The sequence below is a fragment of the Acinetobacter sp. P37 genome, from assembly GCF_057480965.1.
Genome location: NZ_JBLIYY010000001.1, coordinates 334621 through 361473, shown reverse-complemented (window position 1 = coordinate 361473; position 26853 = coordinate 334621). Strand labels below are relative to the sequence as shown.

General features: G+C 40.2%; 25 protein-coding genes. 17 read left to right on the top strand and 8 right to left on the bottom strand.

All coding sequences use genetic code 11. The features are described from left to right. Positions 1-715, bottom strand: a 715-nt coding sequence (locus tag AC25JC_RS01890) for a thioredoxin family protein (RefSeq protein ID WP_486923343.1), incomplete at its 3' end; no start/stop codon positions are given. Positions 716-998: 283 nt separating this feature from the next. Between AC25JC_RS01890 and AC25JC_RS01885 the strand changes: the two genes are divergently transcribed. Then, the gene (locus tag AC25JC_RS01885) at positions 999-1217 is read left to right on the top strand and encodes a DUF1653 domain-containing protein (protein ID WP_486923342.1); all 219 of its coding nucleotides are present in this window, start codon (positions 999-1001) and stop codon (positions 1215-1217) included. A 57-nt stretch (positions 1218-1274) separates the two neighbouring features. Beyond that, positions 1275-1868 carry an O-methyltransferase gene (locus AC25JC_RS01880; protein WP_486923341.1) on the top strand — a complete coding sequence of 198 codons (594 nt, stop codon included), beginning with the start codon at positions 1275-1277 and terminating at the stop codon, positions 1866-1868. Between the two features lie 83 nt (positions 1869-1951). Here AC25JC_RS01880 and AC25JC_RS01875 read toward each other — a convergent pair whose 3' ends face one another. From AC25JC_RS01875 to ahpC, 3 genes are all read right to left on the bottom strand, one after another. Next, positions 1952-2158 carry a KTSC domain-containing protein gene (locus tag AC25JC_RS01875; protein WP_078189026.1) on the bottom strand — a complete coding sequence of 69 codons (207 nt, stop codon included), beginning with the start codon at positions 2156-2158 and terminating at the stop codon, positions 1952-1954. A gap of 218 nt (positions 2159-2376) precedes the next feature. Next, the gene (locus tag AC25JC_RS01870) at positions 2377-2853 is read right to left on the bottom strand and encodes a hypothetical protein (RefSeq protein ID WP_180119739.1); all 477 of its coding nucleotides are present in this window, start codon (positions 2851-2853) and stop codon (positions 2377-2379) included. Between the two features lie 290 nt (positions 2854-3143). Beyond that, on the bottom strand, positions 3144-3707 hold the full coding sequence (gene ahpC, locus AC25JC_RS01865) for an alkyl hydroperoxide reductase subunit C (RefSeq protein WP_486923340.1): 564 nt from the start codon (positions 3705-3707) through the stop codon (positions 3144-3146). Positions 3708-4063: 356 nt separating this feature from the next. Here ahpC and AC25JC_RS01860 point away from each other — a divergent pair, with 356 nt between their 5' ends. The 10 genes from AC25JC_RS01860 to AC25JC_RS01815 all read left to right on the top strand — a co-directional run bounded on the left by AC25JC_RS01860 (position 4064) and on the right by AC25JC_RS01815 (position 19173). Then, positions 4064-4501, top strand: a complete 438-nt coding sequence (locus AC25JC_RS01860) for a hypothetical protein (protein WP_486923339.1) — start codon at positions 4064-4066, stop codon at positions 4499-4501. 540 nt (positions 4502-5041) lie between these two features. Next, positions 5042-8959 carry a DUF3418 domain-containing protein gene (locus AC25JC_RS01855; RefSeq protein WP_486923353.1) on the top strand — a complete coding sequence of 1306 codons (3918 nt, stop codon included), beginning with the start codon at positions 5042-5044 and terminating at the stop codon, positions 8957-8959. A 30-nt stretch (positions 8960-8989) separates the two neighbouring features. After that, positions 8990-10105, top strand: coding sequence for a beta-ketoacyl-ACP synthase III (locus tag AC25JC_RS01850; protein WP_180026928.1), 1116 nt, complete (start codon positions 8990-8992; stop codon positions 10103-10105). Between the two features lie 11 nt (positions 10106-10116). Further along, positions 10117-10884, top strand: coding sequence for a 1-acyl-sn-glycerol-3-phosphate acyltransferase (locus AC25JC_RS01845; RefSeq protein WP_472584886.1), 768 nt, complete (start codon positions 10117-10119; stop codon positions 10882-10884). A 211-nt stretch (positions 10885-11095) separates the two neighbouring features. Then, entirely contained in the window at positions 11096-13111 is a 2016-nt protein-coding gene (locus tag AC25JC_RS01840; RefSeq protein ID WP_486923338.1) for a hypothetical protein, read from the top strand. A 96-nt stretch (positions 13112-13207) separates the two neighbouring features. Beyond that, positions 13208-14923: an AAA family ATPase gene (locus AC25JC_RS01835; RefSeq protein WP_486923337.1), complete on the top strand. Its 1716-nt coding sequence runs from the start codon at positions 13208-13210 to the stop codon at positions 14921-14923. Positions 14924-15166: 243 nt separating this feature from the next. Next, the gene (locus tag AC25JC_RS01830; RefSeq protein WP_078189020.1) at positions 15167-16087 is read left to right on the top strand and encodes a LysR family transcriptional regulator; all 921 of its coding nucleotides are present in this window, start codon (positions 15167-15169) and stop codon (positions 16085-16087) included. A gap of 69 nt (positions 16088-16156) precedes the next feature. After that, complete coding sequence (locus tag AC25JC_RS01825; protein ID WP_227591810.1) at positions 16157-16423, top strand: gamma-glutamylcyclotransferase family protein; 267 nt, start codon at positions 16157-16159, stop codon at positions 16421-16423. A 251-nt stretch (positions 16424-16674) separates the two neighbouring features. After that, positions 16675-17685, top strand: coding sequence for a sensor domain-containing diguanylate cyclase (locus AC25JC_RS01820; RefSeq protein WP_180115275.1), 1011 nt, complete (start codon positions 16675-16677; stop codon positions 17683-17685). Between the two features lie 321 nt (positions 17686-18006). Beyond that, positions 18007-19173: an MFS transporter gene (locus AC25JC_RS01815; protein WP_257223710.1), complete on the top strand. Its 1167-nt coding sequence runs from the start codon at positions 18007-18009 to the stop codon at positions 19171-19173. A 32-nt stretch (positions 19174-19205) separates the two neighbouring features. On the opposite strand, the gene AC25JC_RS01810 is transcribed toward AC25JC_RS01815, so the two are convergent. Next, positions 19206-19661 carry a DUF441 domain-containing protein gene (locus AC25JC_RS01810; RefSeq protein ID WP_111885075.1) on the bottom strand — a complete coding sequence of 152 codons (456 nt, stop codon included), beginning with the start codon at positions 19659-19661 and terminating at the stop codon, positions 19206-19208. A gap of 151 nt (positions 19662-19812) precedes the next feature. On the opposite strand from AC25JC_RS01810, the gene AC25JC_RS01805 reads away from it, so the two are divergent. Next, positions 19813-20532: a pseudouridine synthase gene (locus AC25JC_RS01805; protein ID WP_486923336.1), complete on the top strand. Its 720-nt coding sequence runs from the start codon at positions 19813-19815 to the stop codon at positions 20530-20532. A gap of 133 nt (positions 20533-20665) precedes the next feature. Here the strand turns inward: AC25JC_RS01805 and AC25JC_RS01800 are convergent, their stop codons facing one another. From AC25JC_RS01800 to AC25JC_RS01790, 3 genes are all read right to left on the bottom strand, one after another. Continuing rightward, positions 20666-21109 (bottom strand): GNAT family N-acetyltransferase, encoded by a 444-nt coding sequence (locus tag AC25JC_RS01800; protein WP_168378877.1) that lies wholly within the window; start codon positions 21107-21109, stop codon positions 20666-20668. A gap of 97 nt (positions 21110-21206) precedes the next feature. After that, positions 21207-21554: a type II toxin-antitoxin system RelB/DinJ family antitoxin gene (locus tag AC25JC_RS01795; RefSeq protein WP_427987438.1), complete on the bottom strand. Its 348-nt coding sequence runs from the start codon at positions 21552-21554 to the stop codon at positions 21207-21209. 112 nt (positions 21555-21666) lie between these two features. Next, entirely contained in the window at positions 21667-22572 is a 906-nt protein-coding gene (locus AC25JC_RS01790) for a pseudouridine synthase (RefSeq protein WP_486923335.1), read from the bottom strand. Positions 22573-22707: 135 nt separating this feature from the next. On the opposite strand from AC25JC_RS01790, the gene tsaE reads away from it, so the two are divergent. The 4 genes from tsaE (at position 22708) to hfq (ending at position 26742) form a co-directional block, all read left to right on the top strand. Continuing rightward, on the top strand, positions 22708-23187 hold the full coding sequence (tsaE, locus tag AC25JC_RS01785; RefSeq protein ID WP_486923334.1) for a tRNA (adenosine(37)-N6)-threonylcarbamoyltransferase complex ATPase subunit type 1 TsaE: 480 nt from the start codon (positions 22708-22710) through the stop codon (positions 23185-23187). After that, positions 23177-25189 (top strand): DNA mismatch repair endonuclease MutL, encoded by a 2013-nt coding sequence (mutL, locus tag AC25JC_RS01780; protein ID WP_486923333.1) that lies wholly within the window; start codon positions 23177-23179, stop codon positions 25187-25189. The genes tsaE and mutL overlap by 11 nt, the downstream gene beginning before the upstream one ends. Before the next feature lie 6 nt (positions 25190-25195). Further along, positions 25196-26140 (top strand): tRNA (adenosine(37)-N6)-dimethylallyltransferase MiaA, encoded by a 945-nt coding sequence (gene miaA, locus AC25JC_RS01775; protein ID WP_180034682.1) that lies wholly within the window; start codon positions 25196-25198, stop codon positions 26138-26140. Between the two features lie 92 nt (positions 26141-26232). Continuing rightward, positions 26233-26742: an RNA chaperone Hfq gene (hfq, locus tag AC25JC_RS01770; protein ID WP_180023922.1), complete on the top strand. Its 510-nt coding sequence runs from the start codon at positions 26233-26235 to the stop codon at positions 26740-26742. The last annotated feature ends 111 nt before the right edge of the window (positions 26743-26853 follow it).

The window sequence follows — 26853 nt, the reverse complement described above, 5'->3', positions numbered from 1 at the left end:
TACCGGTTTTAATACCTTTACGTGCAGCATAGATTGCAGAAGTATTACCTGCAGGGCCACCACCAATCACAAGGACATCAAAGGCTTCTTTGGCATTTAACTTTTCAGCATCTTTCGCTGCAGAGTTAGTATCCAATTTGGCAATGATTTCTTCCAAGGTCATACGACCTTGACCGATGTGGTTGCCGTCTTGGAATACCATTGGTACAGCCATGATTTTGCGTTCTTCCACTTCTTCTTGGAAGAATGCACCATCAATCATGGTTGCAGTTGTACCTGGGTTGTAAATTGCGATCAAGTTAAGTGCTTGAACCACGTCAGGACAGTTATGGCAGCTTAAAGATACAAACACATCAAAGTCAGTTTTAAGACCTAGACCTTTAATGGTATTCAGTACTTCGTCAGAAACTTTCGGTGCATAACCTGAAGTTTGTAGCAAAGCTAGAATCAAGGACGTGAACTCATGGCCCATCGGTAGACCTGCGAAGAATACGCGTGGAGTTTCACCTGCTTTTGCAATACCAAAGCTTGGCGCACGGCTGTTGTTACCGTCAAAACGTGCAGTCACTAAATCAGATAAAGCGGCAACTTCGGTCACCAATTCTTTAATTTTGTCTGATTTGTCCGTGCCGTTTAAAGTCGCGACGATTTCAATCGGGCCTTCAAGGCGTTCAAGTAAGGTTTTTAATTGAGCAGAAGTATTTTGATCTAACATTGCTAACGTCTCCAGAGGAGTAAATTTATTTGATGAGAGAATGATAGAACAAACCATTAAATAGGTGAAACGGTTTGTTTTTATAAAATTAATCGGTTTTACAAATCAAATGATTAAATTTCTTTCTAAATCATAAGAATATACCGATGTGAATGCAGTCAATATTGGGCCATTATCGAGAAATGCAAGTTAAATAGTGGAAAAATAAACGAATTCATCGCGCTTTACGCGAGAGAATGCTAGAGTCACCCCTATTGTATTGAGAACTTTTTAGAGAAATGGCATGCAGGTCAAGCAAGGGATTTATCAGCATTATAGAGGTCAGTTGTATCAAGTTTTTCATGTTGCAACACACAGTGAAACGCGTGAAAAAGTTGTGGTCTATCAGTGCTTGTATGACGACTATTCCATGTGGGTTAGACCATTAGAGATGTTTATGGAAACCGTTGAAATTGATGGTGAAGTGATTCCACGTTTTAAATTGATCCAAGAAACCCACTGAGCAGATATTTAGTAATTCAATCTCTAAATATAAATGAAATAGAAAAAGGACAGAATCATGAGCATGGATGCAAATTTTAAAAACTATATGCAACAACTCTATGCAGACTTTAGTGCTCACGATGCTGCGCAAAATCACCGACTTGCGCGTTACCGAAATATTGAGCCTGAGTCTGCACTGTTTTTGGCTATGCAAATTCGCTTAAAACAAGCCAAACAGATCTTGGAAATTGGAACATCTACAGGCTATTCCACGCTGTGGTTGGCAGATGCTGCCCAGTCTACACAAGGGCGAGTCGAAACCATTGAAATTGATGCAGCGCGTATCGAACAAGCTAAACAGCATGCGGAAAATTTAGCATTATCCGAATACATTGAATTTCATCATGGCGATGCGCTGCATTTTTTACAGCAGTTAAATCAGCGTTATGACTTCATTTTATTGGATGCAGAACGTGATGCGTATATCGCGTATTGGCCATATTTAGCTGAATTGATACAAGTTCAAAATGGCGTGTTAATCGTGGATAATGTGCTGTCACATGCCAATGAGGTCGCTGAATTTATCCAACGTGTTGAAGCGGATGATCGTTTTATCAGTACGACATTAAATGTGGGCGCAGGGCTCTTTATGGTGACTTGGCGCAACTAAAAATCAGGGCATTCAGCCCTGATTTGATCGAATTTTTTTAATTAATAAAAATACTGTTGCTATAGCACCAAGCTCGTAGCGGTTTAACCTTGTAAGCTTACGCGTGAAAAATGTAGATCATATTCTAAATATTTGTGGACAAATGCCGTTTTATCACTACATCGAAGTAAATTATCATAAATAAAAGGTGAAACTGGATAAAAGAGATCCCCAGAGCCATTCGCATAAAATATTTTTAAGTAACGTGAAGAAGAACTGTATTTCCAGGAAGTTACAACAGTTGTTGTCATAAGCCACCCCCTTATTGCGTTGTTATAGTCATACTGCAGTTAAAGGTTTATCTCTTTTGAAATTAAGACAAATTCGGGGCGTGGAGTATTGCAGAATTGTTAAAAAATAATGTTTTATCTCACATTTTTTTCATTTCGTTATCAACTAATTTGATAAAAATAATGCCAATTCAGAGAAATGCCATAAGCGTCATTATCGCTTGTTGGTGTCGGGGGAGTTAAAAACTACGGCATTGTTCTGATTTATTGCCTTTGACTTGGTTGTTGCTGCCATTAATTGAAAAAGCATTTTCAAGACAAATTAAATTACCTGCGATTTCATTATTATTTAGAACAATATTGCCATTATTTTTCTTTAATTTGAGGTCGCCTGAAATTTGGTTATTGAGGAGTTGGATGTTTTTCCCAGTTGTAAAATCGACATTGCCACTGATATTGTTATGATTGGCAATGATCTTGGTAAAATTTTTATTCGATTCAATATTGCCTTTGATGTGGTTGTCATGCAGTTCAACACTTGCACCATTTTCTAAAATAACATTGCCATGAACAATTAAACCTTCAAGCTGACAATTTTTTTTGACTTTAATATCTTCACGAATACTTTGGTTTTTAATTTCACCTTCGCAGTTCATGGCAGCAAAAGTTGTAAACGAACATAAAATTAAACTGATTGAGACGAAATATTTTTTCATGGGCTTACATCTTCCTGAAATAAGCAATTGACCTAAAATTCATGTTAAAAATACTGAAATACTGGCAAAGATGTAAGCCTAGACAATCGGGTTTGCGGCGCATTTTTATTATATTTGTGTAAGCTCTAACTTGATGAATATCTACAGATATGTAGAAAGTGCTAGTACGTTAAAGTTGTATGAATAAAGTGTGAACTGCGTAGGGTGTATAGAGGTATATACTCGCAGATAATAGGCATAAAAAACCACGCTAAAAGCGTGGTTTTTGAATCAGTTCAATCTAATACAGATTAGATTTTACCAACTAGGTCGATTGAAGGAGCAAGAGTTGCGTCGCCTTCTTTCCATTTAGCTGGGCAAACTTCACCTGGGTGAGCGTGAACGTATTGAGCTGCTTTAACTTTACGAAGAAGTTCAGAAGCATCACGACCGATACCACCAGCGTTGATTTCAACGATTTGGATTTTGCCTTCTGGATCGATAACGAAAGTACCACGATCAGCAAGACCATCAGCTTCAATTAAAACTTCGAAGTTTTTAGCAAGAGTCCAAGTAGGATCGCCAACCATTACGTATTGGATTTTTTTGATTTCTTCTGAAGAATCGTGCCAAGCTTTGTGAGTGAAATGAGTGTCAGTAGAAACTGAGTAGATTTCAACACCAAGTTTTTGGAATTCTGCATAGTTGTCAGCAAGGTCACCAAGTTCAGTTGGGCAAACGAAAGTGAAGTCAGCTGGGTAGAAGAATACAACAGACCATTTACCTTTAAGATCAGCTTCAGTTACTTCGATGAATTGACCATTTTGGAATGCTTGTGCTTTAAACGGTTTAACTTCAGTATTAATTAAGCTCATCATTGTCTCCATGATTGAGGTTTGTTTTTGATTTCCAATAGGGTACAGAAATTTTTCTTATTGCTGAAATAGTATTTTTACATAACTAATATCGGAAAATCCGAATTAGTACACTCCAGAACTATTTCAGCCATAACGATTATTTATCATTATTTCATTCGATATAAGCCATATCAATGCCATATAAAGTTGAAAGTAAAATGACAAAATCATCTTTTTAAAATCTGTAACCAACATGATGCTTGTGGCATAAGATTTCAAGGGTGATCTCTAAAAAAGTTATAAAAAATATTTCAAATTATAGAATGTGTTCATATAAGATGGCATGAACATAAAATGATTCCAGATTTGATCAAGTGCTTAGTCAATTTTTTCGTATCATTGCCATTCTCAGTCTTGCACTTGCATCACTATGTATTCTTAAAGTTGAAGACACAGGTACAAATTTATGTATCTATGAATACTTACAACCTCAAAAAGCGACCTATTTTAATGAACTATTTGGAACTTCATCAGATGATCCTACGCTATTGAGTACCATGGGAATCGTTGGATTCTTCTTTTTTTTCCCACTGTTGCTATCATTTAGACGTGCTTGGTATCTGGTTATATTATGGCTATATGCGATTTTTCAATTCATCATCATTTTAATGATAGAAACTGCTTCAATTTCAAAGATTATCTATGACAGTATTGTTTATTGTCATAATGGTTGGTTGTTCGCATGGGTGATCGGGCAGAGTATATTTATTGTTTTTAGTATCATTTATATTTTCTATGGGACTGAAACCTAATGGATAAAGCATCCAAATGGATAAGCTTGAGTTGCGTATTCTAGTCAGCATGTGGGTTTATTTTTCTGTACTGGATGAATCAAGAATGTGCTTTCAATTCAAGGTGCTAGCCCGAATCAAATTATTTATTAAGCTGAAATGAATGGTTTTTCATCGGATGAACCTCTTTTATTTATTTTTATTGCGTTGATTTGCTTTTTATTCTCAATTTTTTTGTGCTTAACAAAATCTATTCATCATTTTTTGATCATCTCTTTCATTTTATTGATGTTTTTAATTGTGCCATTGAGTATATTCTATACAGTGTCATTTTATCAGCCATTACATGGCAGTATTGAAGCATGTGGCAATTATTGGCTATTGGCCGCAATTTTAGTTTTTTATCATTTTATTCTGTTCGGCTTTACCTATTGGTTTCAGGCACGCAAAAAATAGATTCATCTTTCACTATTTTTACATACAGCGTAAAATATTCGGTTCTATTTTAATTATTAGGATAATGCATCTGTGCCAAGTCAGTTAAATGTCGATCAATTGGTCATGGTTCGTGATCGCCATCGCTTAAGTCGGCTGAAAAAAGGCAAAGAAGCCAATCCTGAAAAATTTCAAGATTTGTTTGAAAAGTCGAATGCGAAAGTGCGCGAACGGATTGCCCGCATTCCCAATATTAAATTAAATCAAGACTTACCTGTTACGCAGTATGCGGACAAACTAATTGAAGCGATTCAAAAGCATCAAGTGATTATTGTGGCAGGTGAAACGGGTTCGGGTAAAACCACACAGTTGCCTCAAATTGCCATGCTTGCAGGTCGTGGTTTAACAGGTTTGATTGGCCATACTCAACCCCGTCGACTAGCAGCGCGTAGTGTTTCGCAACGTATTGCAGAAGAAGTGGGCGAAAAGCTGGGGGAGTCGATCTCCTTTAAAGTTCGTTTCAATGAACAAGGTTCACAAGATTCCATCGTTCGATTAATGACCGATGGTATTTTATTGGCTGAACTGGCTAATGACCGATTCTTAAATAAATATGACACGATTATTATCGATGAAGCGCATGAGCGTTCGCTAAATATTGACTTCATCATGGGCTATCTCAAACAGCTCTTGCCACGTCGTAAAGATCTCAAAGTCATTATTACTTCAGCAACTTTAGACGTAAATCGCTTCTCGAATTACTTTAATGGGGCACCTATTTTTGAGGTCGAAGGTCGAAGCTTCCCTGTAGAATTGCGTTATCGTCCGATTTCAGAGCTGAGCATTGTCGGTAGTGATGATGATGAGTTTGACGATTTTGAAGAAAATTTACCTCGTGCCGTGGTTTCAGCTGTAGAAGAATGTTTTCAAGATGCGCAGGAAAAAGGTCATCCTGAACATGCCGACATTTTGATTTTTGCCAGCACTGAACAAGAAATTCGTGAGTTACAGGAAACACTGCAAAAGTTTGGGCCACGACATACCGAAGTTTTACCCTTATATGCTCGATTGGCTTTGGCAGAACAGCAAAAGATCTTTAATCCATCAGGCGGTGGGCGACGTATTATTATTGCCACCAACGTGGCAGAAACGGCTTTAACTGTACCGAATATTCGCTATGTAATTGATAGTGGCTTTGCACGTATATCCCGTTATAACTATCGCTCACGTGTACAGCGTCTACCAATTGAGGCTGTATCACAGGCGGCAGCAAATCAGCGTAAAGGTCGTTGTGGTCGTATCGCTCCGGGTGTCTGTATTCGACTGTATTCAGAAGAAGACTTTATGAGTCGTCCTGAATTTACCGAACCGGAGATTAAACGAACCAACTTGGCCTCGGTTATTTTGCAAATGCAAAGTTTGGGCTTTGGTGAATTAGAAGACTTCGATTTTATTGAGCCGCCAGATCATCGTTTGGTGAATGATGGTCGTAAGCTTTTGATTGAGCTTGGGGCGATGGTTGAGAAAGGGAAAGCCCCTCTTTCGCAAAGAGGGGTTGGGGGAGATTCTATTGAAAGTAATCCCCCTAAATCCCCCTTTACAAAAGGGGGACTTCCTCCGGCGAAGGGTGGTGGTTTAACCAAAATCGGTCAGCAAATGGCGAAAATGCCGATCGACCCACGTCTTGCAAGGATGATTTTGGGTGGAGCGCATTTTGGTGTATTAAATGAAGTCTTGATTATTGTCGCTGCTTTAGCGGTACAAGATCCACGTGAACGTCCTGCGGATAAACAAATGCAGGCCGATCAGAAACATGCTTTGTTCCGTGAAGCTGACTCGGATTTCTTGTTCTATATCAAATTATGGGAAGCTTTGGTTGCAAATCGTGACATGAGTGAAAATAAGCGTCGAACTTTTGCACGCAACCATTTCCTCAGTTGGTTACGCCTCCGTGAGTGGAAAAAAACCCATGAGCAATTGGTGGATTTGGCTCAGGGCTTAAAACTGTCCTTTAATGAAAAGAAGGCCAATTATGAAAATCTGCACCGTGCGTTATTAACGGGTTTACTTTCATTTATTGCCAACAAAACCGATGAACGTAATGTGTTCATGGCAGTGCGTCAGCAAAAGGCACGCATTTTCCCTGCATCAACTTTGCATAAAACCAATACACCTTGGGTCATGGCTTTTGAGATGGTGGAAACCTCTCAGGTATATCTTCGTACATTGGCGAAAATTGAACCTGAATGGATTTTATTGGCTGCAGGCGATTTATTGAAGCATCATTATTTTGAGCCGCATTGGTCGAAAAAAGCTGGTGTGGTGAATGCTTATGATCAAATTTCTTTATTTGGTTTGATTATTGAGCCACGTCGTCAGATTAATTATGAAAAAGTGGATCATCCGGCGGCGCATGAAATTTTCCTACGCGATGCGTTGACGACGGGACATTTGGGTATTACGCCGCCGTTCTTAAAACACAATTTATTAAAACTCGAAGAAGTTGAGCGTGTTGAAGATAAACTGCGTCGTCGTGATTTGGTGGTGGATGAAGAAACCATCTACCAATTTTATGCTGCAAAAGTGCCTGAAGAGGTGGCAAGTCGTCGTAGTTTTGAAGACTGGCGTGGAACTGTAGAACCGAAAAATCCACGGCATTTATTTATCGATGATGATGCGCTTTGGATGAATGACCGTCCAACGACCCAGCAATTTCCAGACTACCTACGAAATGGTGAACTGCGTTTGGCTACAAGTTATCGTTTTGACCCAAGTCATGATGAAGATGGTGCAACGGTCAAAATTCCAGTTCAAGCTTTGCCGCAAGTGGATGAAAATATTTGGTCATGGGGCATACCCGGTTGGCGACAAGACCTGATTGAAGCCTTGCTTAAAGCACTGCCTAAGGATAAACGCCGTCACTTGGTGCCAATACCTGATACAGCGCGTAAATTGATGGATCGTGTCGATGCCGTGCATTTACGCGAGCATATTTTTAGTTTCTTGGCATATCAACTGCGTGGTGAGCAAATCACAGACAAAGACTTTTCTTGGGAACGCGTTGAGCAATATCTGCTGCCTTTAATCAAAGTCATTGATGAAAAAGGCCGTGTGATTGAGCAAGGTCGTGATCTAGACGAACTCAAAGCACGCTGTCGTACGGAAACTCATAGCCCAGTCAAACAGTTAAAAGGTGAGTTTAAAACCTTCCCTGATAATTTTGTGTTCGAAGCATCACAAAAAGTCACGGGTGTGGTGGTGAAACAATACCAAGCGCTTGTTCCAATCAAAGGCTTTGCAGAGTTGGATGCCAAAGACGAATCTGGTGTGGTGATTCAGACCTTCAATGACCAATTTGAAGCAGTCAAACAACACCGCGAAGGGATCATTCGTTTGGTTCATATGCAGTTGGGTGACTTAGTTCGTCAGTTGAAAAAACAGATTTCTAAACCCTTGGCATTGGCTTATTCACCGCTAGGTGACAAAGCCAAACTAGAGCAAATGTTAGTTTATGCCACACTTCAGCTTGCAATAAATGAGCTACCTGTCAATGTGCAGGAGTACCAAAACCTGATTTTAAATGTAAAGAAATCTTTCTTAACCCATGGGCAACAAGCATTAGCCGTTTTAACTGAAACCTATATTCAATGGCAGGATATACGTCGGAAATTGTTGGTTTTAGATGATTCTGTGTTTGGAAAGAACATTGATGACATTGAAGATCAACTCGATTTGATGCAACTTTCAGATTTCGTTTATGGCAAAACTTCCGATGTGTGGCTCGAATTTCCAAGATATTTGAAGGCATTAGTCTTGCGTTTAGACCGCTTGCCAAATAACCTACAAAGGGACAATTCTGCCATTGATCAAGTTGACCCATGGATGGAAAAATTATTTAAGTTTAAAAATGACACTCGCCTTAAAGAATTGTATTTCATGGTTGAGGAGTTACGCATCTCTATTTTCTCTCAACCAATGAAGACCAAGATGCCAATTTCTCCATCCCGCTTGCAAAAAGTATGGGATAAGCTCGGAATCAGTTAAGATATAGGTAATTTCTAAAAGGAGTTTTACATGGGCATCCGCATTACGGGTACAGGTCTTTATCATCCAGAAGACGTAATTACTAACGAAGAGTTAGTTGAAGCTTTAAATGCTTATGTGGAACAGTACAACAGTGATAATGCTGAAAAAATTGAAGCCGGTGAGCTAGAAGCGCGCCGTGGTTCAAGTGCAGAATTTATCGAAAAAGCATCTGGCGTGAAAGCACGTTATGTTGCTGAAAAAAGCGGTATTTTAGATCCAAAACGTTTACGCCCAGTGCTACATGAACGTCCAAATGATGAAATTTCGCTACAAGCGGAATGGGGCGTAGCTGCTGCAAAGCAAGCGATGGAAAATGCAGGCGTGACTGCTGAAGACATCGATGTTGTGATCTTGTCATGCTCTAACATTCAACGTGCATATCCAGCCGTTTCAATTGAAATTCAAACTGCGTTGGGTATTCAGGGTTATGCCTATGACATGAACGTTGCATGTTCAGCTGCAACTTTTGGTATCAAGCAAGCCTATGATGCGATCAAATCAGGCGCTCGTCGCGTGTTATTGGTGAACGTTGAGATCACATCTGGTCATACAGATTTCCGTATGCGTGACTGTCACTTCATCTTTGGTGACGTTGCAACGGCTTCGATCATTGAAGAAACTGAAACCAAAGCTGGTTTTGAAGTGTTGGATATTGACCTGTTTACTCAGTTCTCAAACAACATTCGTAACAACTTCGGTTACTTAAATATGAGTGAAGTCGATGCTGACATCGACAACAACCGTTTCCGTCAAGACGGTCGTAAAGTATTTAAAGAAGTGTGTCCATTAGTGGCGAAAATGATCACTAAGCAATTGGATGACAATAAAATTGCGGCAACAGATGTAAAACGCTTCTGGTTACACCAAGCAAATGCCAGCATGAATGAATTGATTCTGAAACTGGTTGTGGGTAAAGAACATGCTCAGCCAGACCTTGTTCCAATCATTCTTGATGAATTTGCCAATACTTCATCAGCAGGTGTCATTATTGCATTGCACCGTACTGCGAATGAAGTAAACCATGGCGAATATGGCGTACTTTGCTCATTTGGTGCAGGCTACTCAGTAGGTTCTGTACTTGTTCAAAAACATGATGCTGCCTAAGGTCAGCACATTTGCAGGTTGAACATGATGCAAAATGGATAAAGCGTTTAAGCGCTTTATCCCGCATGTATTTCACGCCGACCTTTTTTGGCGCTGAATATATTGATGCATCAAAACCTGCAATGTATGTAGGGAATCATACAATTTACGGTGTACTCGATTCACCGTTGATTATTGATTATCTCTACAATGAACATAAAGTGGCTGTGGTCAGTATCGCTGATCATAGCCATTTTTATTTGCCCGGTTGGCGTGGCATAGTCAAAAAGTTCGGTGCAGTCCAAGGCATTCAGGACTATGTCAGAACAGTGATGCAACAAGGTTATTCCATTTTAGTTTTTCCCGGTGGTGGTCGAGAGGTTTTGAAGCGAAAAGGGGAAGCCTATCAACTGATTTGGAAGCAACGTTATGGCTTTTTAAAACTGGCGCAAGAATTTAATTATGATATCGTGCCTTTTGCCGCTTTAGGTGGAGATGAAGTCTTTGAACTGGGTTTTGATGCCAGTGTGATTGTTGAACATCGTTGGTTTAAACAACTATTAAAAATACAAAAACTCGATAAATTATTACGTCATGGTGATGTGATTCCGTCTTTACCCAAACGTATTATCCCCAAGCGCATTCCATTCTATTTTCAATTCTTACCCCGTCAAAGTTTGAGTCATATTCAGAGTGTAGAGGATTTAAAGCTCTATCGAGAGGCACTACAACAAGATATTTACACTGCAATAGAACAGCTTAAGAAAATCCGTTCAGAACAACATTCTACAGATCAATAATAGTGACTACTCTTCAACTTCATCCATTTTTATTCGTCACAGCTCAAAATCATGGTGAATTTTGTCACAACAATAGCTTTTAGATTTTTTATTGAACGCCTTTGTATTGACCTTTTGTACAGCTATTTGGCTGATTAATGGCAGTAGTCGGAGCATTAAACTTTGACTATAGTGAAGGTTGAAAAATAATCAACGATCGTTAGGGCGGAAGATGGAAAAGAAAAGCTTGACCCCGCAGCTTGAGCATATTGCTCGGCAACTTATTCGAATATCTCCAAGTTTAAAGCAGTTGTATCAAGAGCAAATGGATCTTGCTACAGCACTCAATTCACAAAATATCTTTAAAATTGAACAAGAGCAGCACCGCATTCAACTGTGTAATGGACTGTGGACCTTACAGCTACAAAGTCGTGAATCGATTGGCTATCAGTTTCCTAGAAGTCCATTTAGACCCATCAAAATTGCTGAATTGCATACGACAGTACCATGTATTGAGGCAATAGAAGATTTCTTATTTCATGAATTGTATTTTTTTACTGGCGACCTAAAGCAGCAACATTCACTCTTGCTCAGAGAAAAAGCACAGCAATTTAGACAATTGATCTTACAGTCGATTTTTCAACATCTAAATGGGCCAGCGCGTGTTCAACAGTTTTTAGCACAGATGACAGCAGTTGAAGCGCAAATTTTTGATCAGTTGATGCAAGAGCAGCAGATTTATCAGACACCGCTATTACAAACCTATATCGAATGCCAAATCTGTCTACCACATTGGTTGATGCAAAAGATTGAGCAGATGTTCGCACTCAACTCACTTACAGAAGCTGAAATATTGCCGATACAGGTCTTGATGGATAGTTTGGACGAGATTTGTTTTGCTACAGCACAATTTTTAGATCCAACGATTTACCGGATCATGAGTTTGAGTTATGAAGATCGGTTCAATTTACAAGAATTAAATGAACATATAGAAGATATTATTTTGTTGCTCGACCATGCATATGAGCGTCCCAATTTGTTGGGTTTTATTCGTTTGATGCATCGGGATGTTTGGGCAGAGCAGGACATATTAAGCCATAGTAATTTTGTGCAAGCCACAGCAATTTGGCAAAAAAAATGTGGAAAACTCCCTTTACTCGATAACAACCGTACAGTGCGATGGATGTTCAAGCAGTCAGCCGAAGTATTGGATTGGCTGAGTCGTAATTTTCAACACAGTAATGTACGAGTGGCTGTGACGGCATTAAGTTTTGTCGATACGCAGCATATTCATCCCGCATTGATTCTTGCGACCTTACAACATTTTCAATTTGTTGCAGCGCGCTTATTTATTCAAAATTGCCATACGATTGCGCATGAACATGATTGGTTTAATCATGAAAAAAATCTGCAGTTTGTTTTACAGCGAAAATATCAGCAGCATGATGACCATCGTGTAGTGATCAGCCCATCGATTTTGTATTTAGATGAGTGGTTGATCTTAATGCGACAGGTATTAGGCGCGGAGGATCAGGCCATAAAAAAAGTCTATTTGCCTTTGAGCCGTATTATGCAGGCCTATCTGCAGCATTTATTACGTTGTACGCAGCATTTACCGCAGGCTTTGATGGATTATATCCGTCCAGAAACCCAAGAAAATCGCCAGTTTTTAAGTATGTTACGACAGCATAAAATTCAACTGCAGGATTTTCGAAATTTATTTTATTTAAAGCATGCTAATTTAAGAGTATCTGTATTTGATGCATATGTGCGTGACTATGTTAGTGCGACTTATTCTACAGGTCATACAGTCCCTAAAAATATTACCTGGAATGGGGTCTTTCATCAGGCGGTGCATTGGCATGCCAAGCAACAAAAGCAAGAAGTGTTAACTCAATTAAAGCGTCAATTTGCGACAACGGTTTGGCAGCCATTTACAACAGAAGACAAAATCTATTTTCAAGAGTGGGTCTTTGAAGAATTAAAAACCATCGATCGAATTATTGATGAATCTATTCAATTTAAACATTGTTTGGCATCAAGCTATAGCGCCAGTATCATTGCAAGAGTATATGTGGCTTTTCATATGTATCATCCCATTTTGCATGTTTCGATGACTTTGGGCTGTCATGTGCAAAACCACATTTTGGTTTTTGATCAACTTGAGTATTCAAATAATACCCAAGCAGAAATAGAAAAAGTAAATATCGCCAAAGAATTTTTAAATAGGTTCAATAGCTTAAAGTAAGATTGGCGAAATACGAATTTAGGAAACTGTGTTGTGCGCTTAACTTTTGAGTCAAAAATCGTTAGGCTATAGCCGTTCTTTTACGGTATAGGTCTTATGAAACAAGAAACTGCACTCAAGCTGCTCAAAGCAGGCGAAAATGTGTTTTTAACAGGTTCGGCTGGTGCAGGTAAAACTTATACTTTAAATCAGTACATCAATTATCTAAAAGCGCGCAAAGTGCCGGTGGCAATTACGGCTTCTACAGGGATTGCTGCAACCCATATGAATGGCATGACAATTCATACATGGGCAGGGATTGGGATTAAAGATGCGATTTCCGAAGATGAGTTAAAGCGCTTAAAAGAACGTAAATATTTAAAAGAGCATTTGGAAAATGCCCAAGTTTTAATCATCGATGAAATTTCGATGTTGCATGCCAAGCAATTAAACTTGGTGAATAAAGTTTTAAAATTTTTTAAAGACAGTGAAGATGCTTTTGGGGGGATTCAAGTCATTGTTGCAGGTGACTTCTTCCAGTTACCCCCTGTGGGACGCAAAGGTGAATTAAACCGTGACAAGTTTTGCTTTATGTCTGAGGCATGGGTAGAAGCGAAGTTTCGCGTGTGTTATTTGACCGAACAACATCGTCAGGGTAATGACTATCTCAATGATATTCTAAATGCGATTCGTGCTCAGCAAATTACGGGCGATCATTTGCATGCTTTAAGGCAAACCCGTGCGCAAAATATTGGTGAAACCTTTACGCGTCTGTATACCCATAATATGGATGTGGATAGTATTAACTATAAGCATCTAAATGAAATTGAACAAGAATCTCGCCAGTTTGATGCTCAATGCGATGGTAATGACAAACTGATTGAAACCTTAAAATCATCAGTGCGTGCACCGGAAACTTTGACTTTAAAGAAAAATGCCAAAGTGATGTTTGTAAAAAACAACTTCGATGTGGGTTATATCAATGGCAGCCTCGGTGAAGTGATAGGTTTTGAAGAAGATGATGAATATGGCATCTTGCCTAAAGTAAAACTTACGGACGGCACGACCTTGGTGGTAGAACCTGAAACATGGTCTGTCGATAATGATGATGGTAAAACCATTGCCAGTTTCCAACAAATTCCACTACGTTTGGCTTGGGCGATCACCATTCACAAATCTCAAGGGATGACCCTTGCAGCGGCTGAAATTAACTTGACGCATACTTTTGAGAAAGGTCAGGGTTATGTGGCATTGTCGCGTTTAAAAACATTAGATGGTTTGCGTTTACTTGGCTTTAATGAACAAGCCTTAGAACTCGACAGTTTGGCGATTAAAGCAGATCGACGCTTTCAGGAACTTTCTGATGAAGCGGAAACCAATTTTTCAGAGGCTGATTTAACAGTACAACACAAAGCCTTTATTCGCCACTGTGGCGGAACACTGAATGAAGTGGAAATCGAGCGCAATGAAAAGAAAATTGCCAAATCTGGAGCAAAACAAAGCTTTGCCACAGCGACTTTAGATCAAACTCGGGAGTTGTTTGAGGAAGGTTATGAAATTCAAGATATTGCAGTGGAGCGTGGTTTAACGCCAGCTACGATTATTAACCATTTGGCTCGTCTGCAAAAAGAGCAAGGCTTGGATATCTCGGTGGCACATCCGGGAGAAGACGTGGTTGAGCAGGTGCGTAAAATTTATAAACGTTTGGCGAAACGACAAGACCCAGCACATTATAACGATGATGGTACTGTTAAGCTGCGCCCAATTGTGGAGTTGACCAGTCCACGCATGGGATATGATCAAGTTCGTTTGGCTTTATTATTTGTGGAATAACACATTCTTTGGATTACATACATTTAAAGCCAGATTGATCAATCTGGCTTTTTTAATAAGGGCATCGTGTTTATTTTCATCCTTTGCATCTGCTTAAAAACGATGAATTGGTGATTAAAGTTCCAAATAAAACTTTAAATGAATAAAATTTAATAAAATAATGATAAGGTGAGTATAATTCATTAATGCTTTGCGAAAACTATTCGATTGCAAAGTTGCTCCCAAGTTTAGTTGAGAACAATCATGTTGGAATTACGCCATCTCAAAACCTTATTGGCACTCAGAGAACACGGTTCTTTGGTCGCTGCATCTAATGATCTGTGTTTAACGCCTTCTGCACTTTCACACCAGTTGAAAGAACTCGATCATTGGTATGGGGTTGAGGTGGTAAACCGACGCACACGTCCTGTGACCTTTTCGAATGTGGGGCAACGTTTACTACGCCTTGCCGATGACATTTTGCCGCAAGTTCAAATTGCGCAATCGGACATTACACGTATTGTGCATGGTCAAACTGGCCGAATTATTTTTTCTTCAGAATGTCATAGTTGCTTTGACTGGCTGATGCCGTTATTGAATGTCTACCGTCAGCAATACCCCGATGTAGATTTGGACTTTGCTTCTGGCTTTGAAGCCAATCCGCATGAACTATTACAAACGGGCGAGTTTGATCTTCTGATTACGGCAGATCCGATTAATTTAAAAGGTGTGGAATATTTCCCAATCTTTGAATATGAGTCTCGTTTGGTATTGTCGAATACACATCCATTGGTTCGTGCGACAAATGTGACTGTTCAAGAATTAGCAGAAGAAACGCTGATTACCTATCCGGTCGATAAACATCGTTTAGATATCATGGCAAAATTATTTTTACCGGCCAATATTCAGCCTAAACACGTCCGTACTACAGATTTGACCCAGATGCTGATTCAGTTGGTTGCAAGTGGTCGTGGTATTGCGGCATTACCAGATTGGGTGGTAAATGAATATGAACAAAAAGGTTGGGTGACCTCTCGACGTTTAGATTGTGTTTCACCTGAAGGTTTAAGACGGACATTGTACGCCGGTTATCGTACCGAAGAGGCTGAAAAAAGCTATTTTGAAGGCTTCCTAAAACAGTTGGCCAAATTCTCACAAAAACGCAATCAATATTATTCCAACTAAGGAGGAGCTATGACTCAGAGTCTTTTTGTATACGGGACATGACGTCTAGGTCAGCCCAATGCACACGTGATGGAGCGTATTGGTGGCGAGTGGAAGAAAGGTGTAGTTTGGGGTGAATTAGAACATAAAGGCTGGGGTGCGGCGATGGGCAGTCCGGGTATTCGTTTATCGAAGGCAGGTCAAGCCATTGAAGGCTATGTTTTTATCTCTGAAAACTTAGCCGCACATTGGGCGGCTTTAGATGAATTTGAAGGGGCTGAATATCAACGTGTGGCTGTCGATGTGCAATTGGAAGGCGGAGAATGGATGCAGAGTGAAATTTACGCCTTGAAATAATATTGAGGGGAGAGTCGTAAAATACGTGGGTCATCCATACATCATGACTTTCCCCTAACCTTCGAAATATTTATCGATGATTCTGCTTGCTCTGTTTTTTCCTTGAGTGCTTTTTTTTAAGAGCAGTATTTGAAAGAGTTGTATCTAAAGTGCTTGAATGAACAGAAATCACTTTAAGATTGCTATACAAGTGGATGAATAATTTTTAGAATTGAGCTGTATCTCATACTGAACACTGTTTGAACTCAATCATGCCGAATACTATAGAACCCTCACCAACTCAACTCATGTCTGTGATTCAAACGCAGACAGCTATTGCCAAACTGGGTTTAGATCTAAATGCAGTGATGACCGTGGTCGCAGAACAGGCGCAGCAGATTACACATGCTAAAGGTGCAGTTGTAGAGTTGGCTGAAGATGGTGATATGGTCTATCGTGCAGTGTCTGGTGGGGCGAGCCATTTACTAGGTTTAAGACTACATATTGAAAACAGCTTATCAGGTCTATGTATTGCACAAAAACAAACACTGTATTGCCAAGATTCGGAAAAAGATGCACGGGTAGATCGCGTGGCATGTCAACGTGTTGGATTGCGTTCGATGGCAGTAGTGCCATTGATTCACTGTGATGAAGGTGTCGGTGTTTTAAAGATTTACTCTGATCAAGTCGATGCCTTTCAGGAAGCTGATTTACATATATTGAGTTTGATGTCTGAGTTGATCGCTGCGGCGATGTACCATGCGACACGTTTCGGTGCGACAGAGTTATATAAATTGGCGACTCAAGATAGCTTAACAGGCTTAGCCAATCGGGCTTTGTTTGTCGACTTTTTACGCCAAGGGATAGAAAAAGCACGTGCGCAGAAAAAAGTACTGGGTATCTTGATGATTGATATGGATGGTCTGAAGCCGATTAATGATCAGTTTGGACATCGCATTGGGGATGCTGCACTGAAAGAAATTGCACAGCGCATTTTGCGTGAAACACGTCAAGATGACTTGGTTGCACGCTTGGGTGGTGATGAATTTGCTGTGATCTTAACCAATATTGCCAACCTAGAACGTGCACAAACGGCGATGAATCGAATCGCAGAAAGTTGCGGACTGCCGTTTGCATTTGAGCAAATGAGCTTGAAAATTGGTGCCAGTATAGGCATGGCTTTATTTCCAGAAGATGCTCAATCTATCGATCAATTGGTCGAAATGGCTGATTTAAAAATGTACGCCAATAAGCGTGAACGGAAACAAATCAATCCTGAATAACTCACTGCCTAAATATCTCACTGCTGAAATAATTCACTCATAGTTATGCAGGTGAATTCCTTCACTACCGCCAAATTATTGAAAGTATCAGAAAAAACATTTTTGATGGGAATACGTGTTGTCTCAAACAATTGCAGATGACATGACTAAGTATCGTTGTTTAATTTAAATCAAAGTGCGCTTAGCATGTGACGGTGCAAGATGATTAAATAATTGAAAAATCATCTAAGGTCATTTGTTTTTTGACTCAAAATAATATTTTGAATTGTTAAGCTGTGCACTATTGCATGGCGAAAAGAGCATGACAATTCAATGAAAGGGATGTCAAAAGATTTATTCATTATTGCGGCAGGTTTTATTGCTGCAATGCATATCGGGAAATTACCGCCCGCGATACCTGTATTACAGCAGCAACTTGGTATTAGCTTTATTCAGTCTGGTTTATTGCTTTCATTGGTACAGGGCGCAGGAATGTGCTTTGCATTGTTGATTGGTAGTTATATCCAAAAAATTGGATTTAAACTGTGTATCTTATTGGGCTTAAGTCTATTGACGATAGCAAGTGCATGGGGGAGCTTTGCACAAAGCTTTGATGTCTTATTGCTACTGCGTGTCATAGAAGGATTTGGCTTCTTATTGGTGACACTCACAGGGCCTGCATTTATCCGTCAGCTTGTACCGCTACAGCACATCAGTGCAAAGATGGGACTGTGGAGTGCTTATATGGGCGGAGGTATGGGCATAGCCTTATTGGTTGCGCCATTTCTAATTGCTCAATATGGTTGGAGTGTGGTTTGGCTCAGTTTCGCTATGATTACTGCAGCATTACTACTCTGTATCGCTATGTTTATTCCTCAGCCTAATGTGGCGCTGAATACAACACCTATTGTTGGTCTCATTCGGGATACTCTGAAACATCCTGCAGCATGGCTTTTGGCGCTCATTTTTGGGACATATGCAGGGCAGTGGTTTGCATTGGTGGGCTTCTTACCGATGATTTATGCCCAAAACCAAATTTCAGCAGAACTGGCGGGTGCTTTAACAGCCAGTGTTGCCGTTGCGAATGCTGTGGGCACATGGGGGTGTGGACTGCTATTGCAGCGTGGTTTTCAAGCTAAAACTTTAGTCCAACTGGGTTTTGCTGTTTTGATCATTTGCTCCTTAGGGTTTTATCTCTCTAAAGATGCGTTACCTTTTTTACTGCAATATTTAACGGTGTTTAGTTTTTCGCTTTTTGGAGGCTTGGTTGCTGCGACGGTCTTTGCGCAATCACTGCATTTTGCACCTTATCCTGCGGCAATTAGTACGACGATCGGCATGATTTTACAATGCTCTGCCATTTCCCAATTTGTTCTGCCACCTGTGATTGCCACCGTAGTTTCACAAACTGGAGCGTGGTTTTGGGCGGGGATCTTGATGTCAGCATTATCATTCGTTGGAATCATGCTTAGTCGACGTTTATTTCAAATGCAGCATGGCTCAAATTAAAATTTTGTTAAACCGCTATGTCAGCAACGGCCTTATTGTTTAATCCCAATCAGTAGCGACAAGATGCCTGCTGCAATGAGTGGGCCGACAGGTACACCACGCAGCATGGCAACACCTGCGACTGTCCCAATTAATAGTCCGGCAACCACATCTGGCTGATTGGACATCAGTTTGACACCACGTCCGCCTAGCCATGCGACAAAGATGCCAATGGCGATTGCGACGAGGGATTTCCAACTTAAAAAGGATTTTAAAATCGAATCACCGGGTATTTTTCCGCTAGCGATCGGCGTGAGTACGCCAATGGTTAAAATAATAATGCCAATGTTTAAGCCATATTGTTGCAGATAGGGGAAAAATTCACTTAAAGGCGTGATGCGGAAAACAATCAAGACACCTGCTGCTATGGTGATCGCTGTATTGTGGCTAAAGATGCCACAAGCCAATAACACCAATAACACGATCAGATTTAAATCCAACTGAGACATAGGATATTCGTGAGAAACTTCAATAAATAATCAATAGTGTAGCGCAGAAACATTAAAAACTGGCGTTCAAGATCATTTCCGCTATTTTTCCTGCAAGTTGGCTCGTTGTTCAGTATAAAATAGCAATATATGGTGTTTATTAGGTTGTTCTATGGTTTTGGAAAAAATGCTGCAATCACAAGGTTTTGGTTCGCGTAAATATTGCCAACAGTTGATTAAAAATGGTGCGGTCGAAATACACGGTGAGATTGTAGATAATCCAAAGCAAAAACTGGACTTGAATGATTTAACTTACAGTGTGCATGGACAGGACTATACCTATCGTGAGCATGTTTACATCGCGTTAAATAAACCCCAAGGTTATGAATGTTCACATCAGGCAACTCATCATTTCAGTGTTTTTGAATTATTTGATGATGTGCTGTTAAATCGTGGTCTGCAATGCGTCGGGCGACTGGATCAAGACACCACGGGACTGTTGCTGCTCACGGATGATGGTCAATATCTACAAGCGCTGACACACCCTAAAAAGCATGTTGCCAAAGTATATTCAATGCATACAGCAGATCCTGTGACGCCTGAGCAAATACAACAATTAGAACAAGGCGTGGAGCTGCGAAACGAAAAAGGCATCTTTGCTGCAACCGACGTACAGCTATTGGCTTCACATCAATTGCAAATAACTGTTCATCAAGGGGTATATCATCAAGTGAAGCGGATGTTGGCGGCTGTCGGCAATAAAGTTGAAACTTTACATCGTGCTCAAATAGGACAATTAAAGCTTGATGATCTAGCTGAGGGTGAATGGATCTATTTGAATGCAGCGCAGATTGAACAATCGAAATTTCGCGAAAATATCGCTCTACAGTAATGGGTACTGGGCTTTGATAGGTCATCATTTGAAGGATGAATGTGCGGTATTAAAGCCCATAAATATGTCTGCTAATTATTTAAAGATGCGTTTCTAATATGCGTTGATGATGTTTTTAATGCCTAGCAGAGCATTAGCGAATAAAGTAATGATAGGTTTGAAATTCATCATCTTTAATGAAGCCCATCGATTCATAGAGTTGATGTGAGTGATAGTTATTTTTTTGAGTTTCGAGGCTGATTCGAAGCGCACCTTCATGTTGAGCAAAGAGAACCGCAGTATCGATCAATTGTTTGGCTGAACCTTGACGACGATATACAGGGCTGACATAGACATCATCTAAAATATAGTAGGTTGAACAAGCTACAGATGAAAAGCCTAAATACAGTAAGATAAACCCAGTAATGACATCATCTTTTAAGCAAATAAAAATTACGCTTTCATTATTTTCAAAACGTTGTCTTAGAAATTTATATGAAATATCAAGATTAGAAGAGGTGCCATAAAATTGGCGATATTCATCAAATAAAACAGCAAGTGGATGAAGGTCTGCTTCTGTTGCGCGTCGAACGATCATTTTTTCTATACTCCATGCTATTTTTATCAGTCTTGCATGAAGCATATCGAAATTTCGAAATTGGTTGATTTATAAATTGTTTATAAATGCGACAGTGTTAAGTTTTGTCACCTTCACCCAAAATTGCATTGAGTTCTTCAAACAAGTCGAGATGATCATCATCTAATAATGGATCATTATTTAAAATTTCTAATTCAGCAGGGCTAATTTCAATGGTTGAAATGGATTGGGCTTCTTGTTGTTTTAATTTGCGTAACTTAATCAATTGTTCAATATTGATATTTTGGTTTTCAATAGAGAAGGGGATCGATTTGGTTAAAACAACTTGTTTAAAGAATAGACGTACAGCCTGTGCAGGTGTAATGCCTAATTGTTTAAACACGGCAAAGGCTTGTTTCTTTTCCTGTGAATCGAGACGGATTTGGTAGACTTCAGTTTTTCTCATATTCTTAGAAAGCTTTTAAATACTTAACTTTTCGCATTTATTCTAATCAAAACTGTTATAAATTCAAGAAAGTTTGGCAGTATTTTCTCAATTTAATGTAATGACAATAGATTTACAGTGTCAATTCATAGGCAGAACTGAATTGAAAAGCCTGCTCTGTCACAGGATCGATAAACTCAAGCTGTTTCGCAAGTAGTTGTAAAGGTTGGCTGAAATCGTCATCTGCCTTATGTTGTACTACTGGATAAAAGGGATCATTTTGAATTGGAATGCCCAAAGCATTTAAATGCACACGAAGTTGGTGTTGCTTGCCGGTATGGGGATTTAATTCATACTTTGCATGGTTTCCATGCTGCTGGAGGAGCTTAATGTATGTTTCACTATTAGGCTCACCATCTACCAGTTGCATTGTATAAAATGGCTGACCTTTTTCCATACGATAGCGAGTTGTGATTGGGAAATTTAAGTCATCTCGATAAGCTGCAATGGCATGATAGGTTTTTTGAACTTGCCGCTTGGCAAACATCTGTTGATATAGCCCACGGCTTTCGACACATTTGGAGAAGAGAACCACACCGGCAGTTTCACGATCTAAACGATGAATCGGTGTCAGGTGTTCAAGCTGCGTTTGTTTTTTGAGTCGAACCAACAAGGTTTCTTGTACATACTGACCGGTCGGACTCATGGTGAGAAAATGCGGTTTATCGACCACGATGAAATGATCATTTTCAAATAAAATCTGATGCTCAAAGGGAACATGGATTTCATGCGCTAAGAATCGATAATAATAAACATGACGATTTGCTTCAAAAGGACTGTCTATCGTTAAAGCGTCACCATCTGCAGCATAGACTAGACCATCCTTAAATCGTTGTTGCCACTCTGCTGCTTGGATATGAGGAAATTGCTCACACAAATATGCATAGACCGTTGTGGCTTGTGTGTGTTGACCGTCAAGGAAGACTTTACTGGCACTAACACCATTGATCATCGGGGGAGTAAATTCAAAACTATGCATGAAGAAAGATCTAAAAACTGAGCAAATAAAGCAGAGAACACATCATGAAAAATGCTCAATCTATAGTGTGAACATATCCATTTTAGCCAGTGCGATGCTATCATATTTAATTCTTATGTACATGTTGTGAGTAATATGCAGTATTCATTCAGTCTGGAACTTAATAGTGAAGTCGATACCCAAAACTTAGCTACCGTACTGGCGACGCATTTTACGACGGGTGTAGCGTATTTAATTGGTGACTTGGGTGCAGGAAAGACCACGTTAACACGTTATTTTTTACAACACTTGGGTCATCAAGGTGCGGTAAAAAGTCCAACCTATACATTGGTTGAACCTTACAATATTCAAGGACAAGATATTTTTCATTTTGATTTATATCGTCTGAATGACCCCTATGAGCTTGAACTTATGGGTATCCGTGATTATTTAGAAACGCCGAACGCCCTATTTTTATTTGAATGGCCATCTAAAGGGGGCGACGAAATCCCTGCGGCTGATTTAATTATTAATATTGAAAAGTCTGCGGATGAAAGAACCCGTACAGCGACTTTAAGCTCTTCTTCAGAAACTTTGCAAAATGCTTTGGAGCAAAAATTTAACCATGCTGAATGAAATCAGTGCCCGCCGCATTCGAACGCTTGATCCTGCCTTAGCCAACCAAATTGCCGCAGGGGAAGTGATTGAACGTCCTGCTTCTGTGGTCAAAGAATTACTGGAAAATGCCATTGATGCAGGGGCGACTGAGCTGATTGTTCGTATTGAACAAGGTGGCAGTACACTGATTGAAATAATAGACAATGGTCGGGGCATCCACCCTGAAGATCTACCTTTGGCGGTCATGCGCCATGCCACCAGTAAAATCCAAACTGCTGAAGATTTGCATGCCATTGTAAGTCTAGGTTTTCGTGGGGAAGCCTTGGCTTCGATCGCTGCGGTGTCTCGTTTGACATTGACCAGTAGCCAAAATGATGACGGTGTAGGCTATCAGGTCGAAGTAAATGGCACTGCATTTGATTCACAAGAAATTCAGCCTGTGGCAGCGACGCAAGGCACCACCATTCGTGTGCAAGATTTATTTTTTAATGTGCCTGCACGGCGTAAGTTTCTCAAAAAACCGGGGACTGAGTTTGGACATATCGAAGAAATTGTCCGTCGTTTGGCACTGACCCATTTTGATATACGTTTTGTCCTTGAGCATAACAATAGTATTAAGCTGAACTTGCCTATTGCAGACAGTGGTAAGCTGCGTTTTCAGCGGGTGCAGCAGTTACTAGGCCGTCAATTTACTGAAAATGCGTACTGGATAGATGCTGATAGCGTCAATATGCGTCTCAGTGGTTGGTTAGGCCATCCTTCAGATGCGCGTGCGCAGGCCGATATGCAATACGTCTATGTGAATGGACGTATCGTAAAAGACAAGACAGTTTCACATGCACTTCGCATGGCTTATGACGGTATTTTGCATGGACATCAACATGCCGCTTATTTGTTATTTATGGAAGTGGATCCTGAAAATATCGATGTGAATGTGCATCCGACCAAGCATGAAATTCGGTTTCTAAATCAACGTGAAGTACATGAGTTTGTTCGTCATTTTGCCAAATCGACATTAGCGCAATTTCAAACTGCGACAGCTGAATTGTCATCTGCAATGAAAATTGATGGGCAGGCACACGAAAATATCATTCCGCAGCCCCGTCATCAGGAACAATTTTCATTACATCAACCCCAGCCAGTTGCAGAGCAAGGCACAAATTTTGTCAGTCCAGAGATCGCAGGTGGACTCACTGACTTTAGTTCGCCAGCAACGGTGCAATATGCTTCAAATCATGCGCCAACAGGTCAGGAAACTTATACACAGCAATATTCAAATGCGTCGAACAATAGCACTGGATATCAGTCAAATATAGCGGGTTCCAGACAGCTCAATAATGCATTGCAAAGTTATTTAGCGCCTTTACGTCAAACTGAGTCGTTAAATGATCCGGATACCGCTTTAGCTGAACATATTCAGCAGAAAGTTGATGAGCATCCTTTGGGGATTGCCATTGCGCAATTGCATGGTATTTATATTTTGGCCCAAAACACCGAAGGTTTAATCATTGTTGATATGCATGCGGCACATGAACGCATTGTTTTGCAACAGATGAAAACAGCTTGGGATAAACCTGAGTTTTGGACATCACAGCAGTTGCTGATTCCTAAAGTCGTCAGTATCAGTCGGATGCAAGCGATGCGCGTCGATGAGCTCAAAGAACAATTGGCACGCCTAGGTTTAGAAATAGACCAATATGGCGATGAGCAAGTCATTGTCCGAGGTGTTCCTGCCATTTTGCATAAAGCAGACTTTGATGCGCTGATTCCAGATTTATTAAATGATTTAGACCCAAGTGATCAGGTTGCAGGGTTACTACAAAAGCGTGATCAAATATTGGCAGGCATGGCCTGTCACGGCGCTGTACGCGCACACCGTATTTTAAGTCTATCTGAAATGAATGCATTACTGCGTCAGATGGAACAAACTGAATTTGCCAGCCAATGTAACCATGGGCGTCCGACGTGGCGTGCGTTTCCATTGGCACAGCTAGATAAACTTTTTGCTCGGGGAGAGTAGTTTTACATGTCAAATCAATTGCCGGTCATCAACTTAATGGGACCAACTGCAAGCGGTAAAACCGCCTTGGCATGTGAGTTATACGAGCAAGGTGGATTCGAATTAATTTCAGTCGATTCTGCTTTGGTTTTTCAGGATATGGATATTGGTACGGCCAAGCCGAGTAAAGCTGAGTTGGAGAAATATCCACATCATTTGATTGATATTATCAGTCCGCTAGAAGTGTATTCGGCAGCGAACTTTGTGGAAGATGCGTGTGTACTGATTGATGATATGCATGTACGAGGTAAAACACCGATTTTAGTCGGTGGTACAATGTTGTATTACAAGGCTTTATTGGAAGGGTTGTCTTCAAACTTACCAAGTGCAGACTATGCTGTACGTGCTGAAATTGAAGCCAAAGCTGAGTCGCAAGGTTGGGATGCTGTATATGCAGAACTGTGCAATGTAGACCCATTGGCAGGTGAAAAATTTAAACCGAGTGATAAGCAACGAATTATCCGTGCGCTCGAAGTTTTTAAGTTAACAGGTAAACCCATTACGCAGTTACAAGCTGAGCAACCTAAAAACGTACCATACCGTTACAATTTTCATAATTACGCATTATTGCCCGACCGATTAGAATTACATGAGCGTATAGCTCAACGTCTAAAAACAATGTGGGAAATTGGATTTTTAAATGAAGTGAAAGCTCTCATTGAAAAATACGATTTAGATGAAAATTTACCCTCTATGCGCTCAGTTGGATATCGTCAAGCTTTAGATTTTTTGAAAAATAGTGATCAAAGTAGCGAAAAACAGCGTGAAATGGAGGATAAGGCACTTTTTGCAACACGACAACTTGCAAAACGTCAATATACTTGGTTAAGATCTTTGCAAGAAACGCATAAATTTACTACATATTTAACTGCGCAGCAGGCTCAAGAAGACTTGCGAAAGTGCTACGGATAAAGCAAAATTTACAGACTACCTTTTTGATAATTTTTAATTGAAAAGTAAAGGTAGCTTTTGCGCTGATTTTTATTATTTTTTGGAGTTATAACATGTCTAAAGGTCAAACTTTACAAGATCCGTTCTTAAATTCTCTCCGTAAAGAACGTATTCCTGTGTCGATCTTCCTTGTCAACGGTATTAAATTACAAGGTCATATTGAATCTTTCGACCAATACGTTGTTTTATTAAAAAATACTGTAAGCCAAATGGTTTACAAACACGCTATTTCAACTGTTGTTCCAGCACGTAACCCACGTCCTGCTGGTGCTCCTGCTGGTGCTCAAGGCGCTGCCGGCTTCGGTGGTCAACAAGGCGGCTTCGGCGGTCAACAAGGTGGCTTTGGTGGCCAAGGCGGCTTTGGTGGTCAAGGTGGCTTCGGTGGTCAAGGTGGCTTCGGTGGCCAAGGTGGCTTCGGTGGTCAAGGTGGCTTTGGCGCTCAAGGTGGCTTCGGTGGTCAAGGTGGCTTCGGTGGTCAAAGTGGATTCGGCGGTCAAAATGCTGGTTTTGATGGCGAAACTAAATTTGAAGATGCTCAAGACGACGAAAACAACAATCGTTAATTGAATTAAAAAAACCTCCCAAATGGGAGGTTTTTTTTGCCTATAAAAGAGTAGATTGTTTTCACAAAGGGTATGTAATAATTACTAAAGTGCTGAATGATGATAAGAATC